Origin of the sequence: Hydrogenophaga sp., assembly GCF_035481345.1 — a bacterium.
Classification (GTDB): domain Bacteria; phylum Pseudomonadota; class Gammaproteobacteria; order Burkholderiales; family Burkholderiaceae_C; genus Hydrogenophaga.
Window position 1 is genome coordinate 61357 of the sequence record NZ_DATIGV010000131.1, and the last position, 9224, is coordinate 70580.

Consider the following 9224-nt stretch of genomic DNA (forward strand, 5'->3'; position numbering starts at 1 on the left):
TTCAGTCGCGTGAAACGCTTCCAAACCGTTCCAAAGGAAAAGGAAACTCCCCCATGAAGAAAAGTCTGATCGCTCTCGCCGTCCTGGGTGCTTGCGGCGCCGCGATGGCTCAGTCCAGCGTCACGCTGTATGGCATGGCTGACGTCTGGGTCGGCAAGCAGAAAACCGAAATCGGTGGCGTCGATACCAGCACCTCCGTGCTGCAAAGCGGCGGCTTCAACACCAGTCGCCTGGGCTTCAAAGGCTCCGAGGATCTGGGTGGTGGTCTGAAAGCCAACTTCAACCTCGAAGGCGCGCTGTCCGTCGACAACGGCACCGCTGGCGGTTTCCGCTTCGATCGCCAGTCGTGGGTCGGCCTGTCGGGTGGCTTCGGTGAGGTCCAACTGGGCAAGCCCTGGACGCCGTACGACGACACGCGCGCCATGGCCAACGACACCTTCAACGCCAACTTCGCGGCGTCGTGGGGCACCTGGCTGGGTTACGAAGACAACCCGCGCAACACCATCCGCTACAACTCGCCGAACTTCGGTGGCTTCTCGGGTGCCGTTGCGTACTCGCTGGGTGAAGACCGCGCCATCTCCGCGACCGACAGCTCCAGCAGCCTGGTGTCGTTCAGCCTGAACTACGCCAATGGCCCGATCGTGGTGGGCTTTGCGCACCAAGCCGAGAAGGTCGAGAGCGCCGTGCCCGTCTACCTGGACGCCCCCAACTTCCTGAGCGATGCGGGCCTCACCGGCAAGACCACCTACAACCTGTTGAACGGTTCGTATGACTTCGGCTTCCTGAAGCTGGTCGGCGGCGTGAACCAGGTGAAGATTTCTCCGGACGGTCTGGGCGACATCAAGGCCAACGAATGGAACCTCGGCGTCGACGTTCCCGTGGGCGCTGGCTTCGACATCGGCGTGGGCATCGCCCGCTCGACCCGCGAAACCGGCGGCGTCGACTTCGAAGAAGCCACCGGCCTCAGCCTGGGCGCCAAGTACACGCTGTCCAAGCGCACCTTCCTGTACGGTGCCTACCAGCGCGTGAAGACCGAAGACCTGCTGCTCGGCGGCGAAGACAAGAGCACCCTGTTCGGCCTGGGCATCCAGCACAACTTCTGATTTTCAGAAGAGCGCTGCTCAAACAAAAAGCCGCCCGGCACGCCGGGCGGCTTTTTTCATGGTGCGTGGTGCCGCGAGCCTGAGTTCACTGCTTGGGCTTGGCGTCGGCCGGCGCGGCGGTCGGCTTGAATGCATCGCCGTTCACCGTCAGGCCTTCCTGCGACAGCTTCGCAGCGCGCTTGTCGCCGATGCCCGGCACACGTTCGATGAGGTCACTCCAGCTCTTGAATGGTGCGGCCTTGCGCTGCTCAAGGATCTTGCTCGTGGTGCTCGGGCCGATGCCTTTGATGCTGTCGAGATCGGCCTCCGAGGCCTTGTTGACGTCGACGGCAGCGAAGCCTGTGGCGGCAAGCAGGGAGAAAAGGGCGGCGACGAGAATTTTCTTCATGGCGATGAGCCTTCCTGGGTTGAGGTTGAAAGACCTATCAACGATTGCGATAGGTGCCACAAATATAGCTATAAAGAATTATTTGAAATGACGGACAAATGATGATTGGCATAGCGTCCGAAAACGGCGTGCTGACGTCAGCATTGCGTCATGGTTGCTAGGGCGCTCCGCGCGCCGAATACCTGGTACGGGTAAGTCCCGTCGCTCGCGCAGGAACGCTTGTTGCATAGTCGCGGCACCTTCATTTATTTCAGGTGTCAACGATGAAACCGTTCTCCGTGCCCATGCAGGCGGTCGTGCTGGGAGCAGCCTTGGCTGTCACGACCGGTGGCCTTCAAGCCAAGACCTTCAAGTGGACGAGTGCCAGTGACATCCCGACCTGGGACATCCATTCCCAGAACAACGCCTTGGCCAACGGCATCCATGCTTCGGTGTATGAGTCGCTGGTGTACTACAACAGCCGCACCTTCAAGCCCGAGCCTTTGCTGGCGACGGGCTGGAATCAGCTGTCGCCGACCCAGTTGCGCCTGACGCTGCGCACCGGCGTGAAATTCCATGATGGCTCGGACTTCACGGCCGACGACGCGGTGTTCTCGCTGCAGCGCGCGATGGCGCCGACCTCGAACTTCACGCCGTACATCCAGGGCATCGAGCGCATCGTCAAGGTCAACAACAACACCATCGACATCTTCACCAAGGGCCCCAATCCGGTGCTGGTCAACCAGCTCACCGAGCTGCGCATGATGAGCAAGGCCTGGGCCGAGAAGAACAACTCGACCGCGCCCAAGGACATCAAGACGCAGGACGAGAACTTCGCGCACCGCAACGCGATGGGCACCGGCCCCTTCGTGCTGAAAGAATGGTCGCAGGACCAGAAGATGGTGCTCGCGCGCAATCCCAACTGGTGGGGCAAGGGTGCCGAGACCAACGTCACGGAGATCGTCTACACGCCCGTCAAGGCCACGGCCACGCGCATGGCCGCGCTGCTCTCGGGCGAGGTCGATTTCGTGCTCGACCCGAGCCCGCAGGACCTGCCGCGCCTGCGCCAGGACGGCAACCTCAAGGTCATGGACGGTGTGGAGAACCGCACCATCTTCTTCGGCATGGACCAGCACCGCGAGGAGCTGGTGGGCAGCAACGTCAAGGGCAAGAACCCGCTGAAGGACGTGCGCGTTCGCAAGGCCTTGTACCAGGCGATCGACATGAACGCGATCGCGCGCGTCACGCTGCGCGGCCTGGGTCAGCCCACGGGCGCGATCATCGCGCCGCAGGTGACGGGCTGGACGGAGGGCGTGCACCAGCGCTACCCGTTCGACGTGGCGGCTGCGCAGAAGCTGCTCGCCGACGCCGGCTACAAGGACGGCTTCGAGGTCGATTTCGCCTGCCCCAACAACCGCTACATCAACGACGAGGCGATCTGCCAGGCCGTGACGGCCATGTGGGCGCGCGTCGGCGTCAAGGCCAAGCTGCGCACGCTGCCGCTGTCCACCTATTTCCCGATGATCCAGCGCTACGAAGCGAGCATCTACATGCTCGGCTGGGGCGTGCCCACCTTCGACGCGATGTACAGCCTGCAGTCGCTGGTGCGCAGCGTGGGCCAGGGCGGTGACGGCAACTACAACGTGGGCCGCTACAGCAACCCCAAGATGGACCAGATCATCGATCGCGCGAAGGTCGAGACCGACCTGCTGATCCGCAACCGTCTGCTGACCGAGGCGCTTGAGCTGTCGAACGCCGACGTGTCGCACCTGCCGCTGCACAACCAGATCATCCCCTGGGCGATGAAGAAGAACATCAACGTGGTTCACCGCGCCGACAACCGCCTCGATTGGCGGCTCATCACGGTAAACTGACCCGGGTATTGACCGAAGAGGGTCGCCTCCATCCGGGCGCGACCCTCTCTTGCTTTTTCATCGATGTTCGCCTTCATTCTCAGACGTCTCGCGCAAGCGGTGATCGTCATGGTCAGCGTGGCGCTGATCGCATTCATGCTGTTCCAGTACGTCGGGGATCCGGTGGTGTTCCTGCTCGGTCAGGACGCCACGCCGGAACAGGTGCGGGCCCTGCGCGCCGATCTGGGGCTCGACCAGCCCTTCTTCGTGCAGTTCTGGCACTTCCTCGTCAACGCCGCGCAGGGTGAGTTCGGACTGAGCCTGCGCCAGGGCGCCAAGGTCTCACGCCTGATCGCAGAACGCTTCCCGGCGACGCTGGAACTCTCCATGGTGGCCGCGGTGCTCGCGCTGCTGGTGGGCATTCCCATGGGCGTGTACGCAGCGCTCAAGCGCGGCACCTTCCTCAGCCAGGTCTTCATGACGATCTCGTTGCTGGGCGTGTCGCTGCCCACCTTCCTGATCGGCATCCTGCTGATCCTGATGTTCGCCGTGCACCTCGGCTGGTTCCCCAGCTTCGGTCGCGGCGACGTGGTCAACCTGGGCTGGTGGAGCACGGGCCTGCTCACCACGAAGGGCTGGATCCACATCACCCTGCCGGCCGTCACGCTGGCCATCTTCCAGCTCACGCTGATCATGCGGCTGGTGCGCGCCGAGATGCTGGAGGTGCTGCGCACCGACTACATCAAGTTCGCGCGGGCTCGGGGGCTCACCAACCGCGCCGTTCACTTCGGCCATGCGCTGAAGAACACGCTGGTGCCGGTGATGACCATCACGGGTCTGCAGCTCGGCGGCCTGATCGCCTTCGCGATCATCACCGAGACGGTGTTCCAGTGGCCGGGCATGGGTCTGCTGTTCATCCAGGCCGTGACCTTCGCCGACATTCCCGTGATGGCCGCCTACCTGTGCCTGATCGCCCTGATCTTCGTGGTGATCAACCTCGTCGTCGATCTGTTGTACTTTGCGGTCGATCCGCGCCTGCGCGTGGAAAAGCCTGGAGGACATTGATCATGAACAAGTCCCGCTACAAGGTGCATGGCCCGGCGTTCGCGCACATCGCGGCCTTTCACCCCGAACTCACCGCGCTGCGGCGAGACCTGCACGCCCACCCCGAACTGGGCTTCGAGGAGGTCTACACCAGCAAGCGCGTGGTGGAGTCGCTCAAGGTCTGCGGCGTGGACGAGATCCACACCGGCATCGGCAAGACGGGCGTGGTGGCGGTCATCCGTGGGCGCCAGAGCGGCAGCGGCCGCATGATCGGCCTGCGCGCCGACATGGATGCCTTGCCCATGACCGAGCACAACGACTTCGCTTGGAAGTCGGCCAAGCCCGGCATGATGCACGGCTGCGGCCACGACGGGCACACCGCCATGCTGGTGGGCGCCGCGCGCTACCTGGCCGAAACGCGCCACTTCGACGGCACGGCCGTGCTCATCTTCCAGCCGGGCGAAGAAGGCTTCGCCGGGGCCAAGGCCATGATCGAGGACGGCCTGTTCGAGCGCTTCCCGGTGCAGTCGGTCTTCGCGATGCACAACTGGCCGCAGATGCGCCCAGGCATGGTGGGCGTGAACCCGGGGCCGATGATGGCCTCGGCCGACCGCATCACGATCGAGATCACCGGCAAGGGCGGCCACGGCGCTCACCCCTACGCCGCGGTCGACCCGGTGCTGGTGGCGGCCCACATCATCACGGCCGTGCAGAGCATCGTCTCGCGCAACGTGCGCGCCATCGACAGCGCCGTGATCAGCCTGTGCGCCATGCAGGCCGGCGACCCGGGGGCCTTCAGTGTCATTCCCGGTACCGCGCGCCTCATCGGCACGGTGCGCACCTTCAACCCCGAGGTGCAGGCCATGGTGGAAAAGCGCCTGCACGAGGTGTGCTCCGGTGTGGCGCTGGGCCTGGGGGCCTCGGCCCACTTGAACTACGAGCGCATCTACCCGGCCACCATCAACACGCGCGACGAGGCCCGCTTCGCCATGGAAGTGGCGCAAAAGCTCGTGGGCCACGAGCACGTGGACCGCAACATGGACCCGAGCATGGGCGCGGAGGACTTCTCCTTCATGCTGCAGGTCAAGCCGGGCGCGTACCTGCGCCTGGGCCAGGGCGCCGACAACGGGCAGGGCGCCTGTTTCCTGCACAACAGCCGCTACGACTTCAACGACGAGGTGCTGCCGCTGGGCGCAGCCCTGCACGCCAGTCTCATCGAGCAAGGCATGCCGCTGGCCGACCCGCCCGCGGCGCCCCGCCAGAACACCTCCACACCTTTACCCACCCCCGCAAGGAGCGAAGCATGAACCTCAAGCAATCCTCGGCCGCCCTGCTCGTGGCCGCCGCCTTGGCAACCGGTGCCGCCAGCGCCCAGACCGTGCGCATCGGCAACCAGGGCGACGCTTTGTCGATGGACCCGCATTCGCTCAACGAATCCCTGCAGCTCACCGTGACGGGCAACGTCTACGAGCCGCTGGTGGCGCGCGACCGCAACCTCAAGCTGGTGCCCGGCCTGGCCACGAGCTGGAAGCAGACCTCGCCCACGGTCTGGCGTTTCGAACTGCGCAAGGGCGTGGAGTTCCACGACGGCACGCCCTTCACCGCCGACGACGTGCTGTTCACCTTCGCGCGCGCCGCCGGCGAGGGCTCGGACATGAAGAGCTACGTGAACGACGTCAAGGACGTGCGCAAGGTCAATTCGCACACCGTCGACGTCGAAACCAAGGGGCCGTTCCCCATCCTGCCCGACGTGCTCTCGCTGCTCTACGTCATGAGCAAGAAGTGGTGCGAGGACAACCAGGCCACACGCCCGGTGGACCGGCGCAAGGGCATCGAGAACGCCGCCTCGTTCCGCGCCAATGGCACGGGCCCGTTCCGCCTGCGTGAGCGCCAGCCCAACGTGAGGACGACCTTCCAGCGCAACGGCAACTACTGGGGCAAGATCGAAGGCAACGTGAGCACGGTGGAGTACACGCCGATCGGCAACGATTCCACGCGCGTGGCCGCGCTGCTGTCGGGCCAGGTCGACGTCATCGAACCCGTTCCGCTGCAGGACGTGGGGCGCATCAACGCCAGCGGCAAATCCAAGGTCATGCAGGGCCCCGAACTGCGCACCATCTTCCTGGGCATGGACCAGAAGCGCGACGAGTTGCTGTACTCCAACGTGAAGGGCAAGAACCCCTTCAAGGACAAGCGCGTGCGCCAGGCCTTCTACCAGGCCATCGACATCCAGGGCATCCAGCGCACGGTGATGCGCGGTGCTTCGGCGCCCACGGCGCTGATGGTCGGCCCGGGGATCAACGGCTTCGATGCCAGCCTGAACACCCGCCTGCCCTACGACCCCGAAGCCTCGAAGAAGCTGCTGGCCGAGGCCGGCTACCCGAATGGCTTCGAAGTGGCCATGAACTGCCCGAACGACCGCTACGTCAACGACGGCAACGTCTGCCAGGCCGTGGCCGCCAACCTGGCGCGCGTGGGCGTCAAGATCAACCTGCAGGCCGAGACCAAGGGCACCTACTTCCCGAAGATCCTGCGCCGCGACACCAGCTTCTACATGCTGGGGTGGACGCCGGGCACCTACGACTCGCACAACGCGCTCAACGCGCTCATGCGCTGCGTGGACGACTCGGGTTCGGGCCAGTTCAACCTGGGGGCCTACTGCAACCCCAAGGTGGATGAGCTCACCAAGCAGATCCAGTCCGAGACCGACAAGGCCAAGCGAGACGCCATGATCCGCGAAGCCTTCAAGATCCATGCGGACGACATCGGCCACCTCCCGCTGCACCAGCAGGCCCTGGCCTGGGGCGTGGCCAACAACGTCACCCTGGCCCAGCTCGCGGACAACTTCATGCCGTTCCGCTACATGTCGGTGAAATAAGGTCACCCCCCGCGCCGCCTGCGGCGTCACCCCCCAAGGGGGGCGCCAGCAGCGGCCCGGCGGAGCCGGTTCCGCGCTGGCACTGGGCCTGCGCATCGCTTCACTCTTCAGGACGTCTTCTTGATTGCCACCATTCGCCGCGCGCTCGACAGCGATGTCGGGTACAGCTTCCGCACCTCGCCCACGGCCATCGTGGCGGCGGTGATCGCGCTCATCTGCATCGTCTGCGCGCTTTTTGCCAACTGGATCGCGCCGCACAACCCCTTCGACCTGGCCACGCTGGACCTGATGAACGCGCGCCTGCCGCCCATGTGGCAGGAAGGCGGCACCTCCCAGTTCGTGCTCGGTACGGACGATCAGGGCCGCGACATCCTCTCCGCGCTCATGTACGGCGCGCGCATCTCGCTCGCCGTGGGCCTGGCATCGGTGGTGCTGTCGGTGCTCATCGGCGTCACGCTGGGCCTGCTGGCCGGCTTTCTCGGCGGCTGGATCGACGCTTTCCTCATGCGCCTGTGCGACGTGATGCTGTCCTTCCCGCCCATCCTGATCGCGCTGCTGATCGCCGGCGTGGGCCGCGCCCTGTTTCCCAACGCGCACGAGACGCTCGCTTTCGGCGTGCTCATCATCTCCATCACGCTGGCCGGCTGGGTGCAGTACGCGCGCACCGTGCGTGGCTCCACGCTGGTGGAGCGCAGCAAGGAATACGTGCAGGCCGCGCGCGTCACCGGCGTGGCGCCCATGCGCATCATGGGCCGCCACGTGCTGCCCAACGTCATGGGCCCGGTGCTGGTGCTGGCTACCATCCAGGTCGCCACGGCCATCATCACCGAGGCCACGCTGTCCTTCCTGGGCGTGGGCGCACCGCCCACATCGCCCTCGCTGGGCACGCTCATCCGCGTGGGCAACGACTACCTCTTCTCTGGCGAGTGGTGGATCACCATCTTCCCCGGCCTCATGCTCATCCTCATCGCGCTCAGCGTGAACCTGCTGGGCGACTGGCTGCGCGACGCCCTCAACCCTAGGCTGCGTTGACCATGAGCCTGTTGCAAGTCAAGAACCTCGTCGTCGAATTCCCCACGCGCCGCGGCACCCTGCGCGCGCTCGACGACATCTCCTTCGACATCGCGCCCGGCGAGATCCTGGGCGTGGTGGGCGAGTCCGGCGCGGGCAAGTCGCTCACCGGCGCCTCCATCATCGGCCTGCTGGAGCCGCCGGGGCGCATCGCCTCCGGGCAGGTGCTGCTCGAGGGCCAGCGCATCGACAACCTGCCACACGAGAAGATGCGCCGCGTCCGTGGGCGCAAGATCGGCGCGATCTTCCAGGACCCGCTGACCTCGCTGAACCCGCTGTACTCCGTGGGCCGCCAGCTCACGGAGACCATCACCACCCATCTGCCGGTGAGCGCGGCCGAGGCGCGCGATCGCGCGATCCAGTTGCTGCGGGACACCGGCATCCCGGCGGCCGAGCAGCGCATCGACAACCTGCCCTACGACGCGATGCGCCGCGTGCGCGGCCGCAGGATCGGCGCCATCTTCCAGGACCCGCTGACCTCGCTGAACCCGCTGTACACCGTCGGGCGGCAACTGATCGAGACCATCCAGACGCATTTGCCGCTCAACCATGGCGAAGCGCGTCAGCGTGCCATCCAGTTGCTGAAGGACACCGGCATTCCGGCGGCCGAGGCACGCGTCGACCACTACCCGCACCAGTTCAGCGGCGGCATGCGCCAGCGGGTGGTGATCGCCCTGGCGTTGGCGGCCGAGCCGCAGCTGATCGTCGCCGACGAGCCCACCACGGCGCTCGACGTGTCGATCCAGGCACAGATCATTTCGCTGCTCAAGCGCTTGTGCAAGGAAAAGGGGGCCGCCGTGATGCTGGTGACGCACGACATGGGCGTGATCGCCGAAACCTGCGATCGCGTCGCCGTGATGTATGCGGGCCGCATCGTCGAGATCGGCCCGGTGCGCGAGGTCGTGAAA

The 9224-nt window shown here is 65.4% G+C and carries 8 protein-coding genes; 7 read left to right on the plus strand and 1 reads right to left on the minus strand.

What is annotated here, in order from left to right:
* Positions 1-53 precede the first annotated feature (53 nt).
* Positions 54-1103, plus strand: a complete 1050-nt coding sequence (locus tag VLG41_RS14670) for a porin (protein WP_325350139.1) — start codon at positions 54-56, stop codon at positions 1101-1103.
* A gap of 85 nt (positions 1104-1188) precedes the next feature.
* On the opposite strand, the gene VLG41_RS14675 is transcribed toward VLG41_RS14670, so the two are convergent.
* The gene (locus tag VLG41_RS14675; RefSeq protein ID WP_325350140.1) at positions 1189-1491 is read right to left on the minus strand and encodes a helix-hairpin-helix domain-containing protein; all 303 of its coding nucleotides are present in this window, start codon (positions 1489-1491) and stop codon (positions 1189-1191) included.
* A gap of 284 nt (positions 1492-1775) precedes the next feature.
* On the opposite strand from VLG41_RS14675, the gene VLG41_RS14680 reads away from it, so the two are divergent.
* From VLG41_RS14680 to VLG41_RS14705, 6 genes are all read left to right on the plus strand, one after another.
* The gene (locus tag VLG41_RS14680; RefSeq protein ID WP_414652499.1) at positions 1776-3344 is read left to right on the plus strand and encodes an ABC transporter substrate-binding protein; all 1569 of its coding nucleotides are present in this window, start codon (positions 1776-1778) and stop codon (positions 3342-3344) included.
* Positions 3345-3407: 63 nt separating this feature from the next.
* Positions 3408-4388 (plus strand): ABC transporter permease, encoded by a 981-nt coding sequence (locus tag VLG41_RS14685; protein WP_325350142.1) that lies wholly within the window; start codon positions 3408-3410, stop codon positions 4386-4388.
* Between the two features lie 2 nt (positions 4389-4390).
* Positions 4391-5674 carry a M20 aminoacylase family protein gene (locus VLG41_RS14690; RefSeq protein WP_325350143.1) on the plus strand — a complete coding sequence of 428 codons (1284 nt, stop codon included), beginning with the start codon at positions 4391-4393 and terminating at the stop codon, positions 5672-5674.
* The gene (locus VLG41_RS14695; RefSeq protein WP_325350144.1) at positions 5671-7245 is read left to right on the plus strand and encodes an ABC transporter substrate-binding protein; all 1575 of its coding nucleotides are present in this window, start codon (positions 5671-5673) and stop codon (positions 7243-7245) included. The genes VLG41_RS14690 and VLG41_RS14695 overlap by 4 nt, the downstream gene beginning before the upstream one ends.
* Before the next feature lie 120 nt (positions 7246-7365).
* Positions 7366-8277 carry an ABC transporter permease gene (locus VLG41_RS14700; RefSeq protein WP_325350145.1) on the plus strand — a complete coding sequence of 304 codons (912 nt, stop codon included), beginning with the start codon at positions 7366-7368 and terminating at the stop codon, positions 8275-8277.
* 2 nt (positions 8278-8279) lie between these two features.
* Positions 8280-9224: ABC transporter ATP-binding protein (locus tag VLG41_RS14705; RefSeq protein WP_325350146.1), on the plus strand; the 945-nt coding region annotated here is incomplete at its 3' end.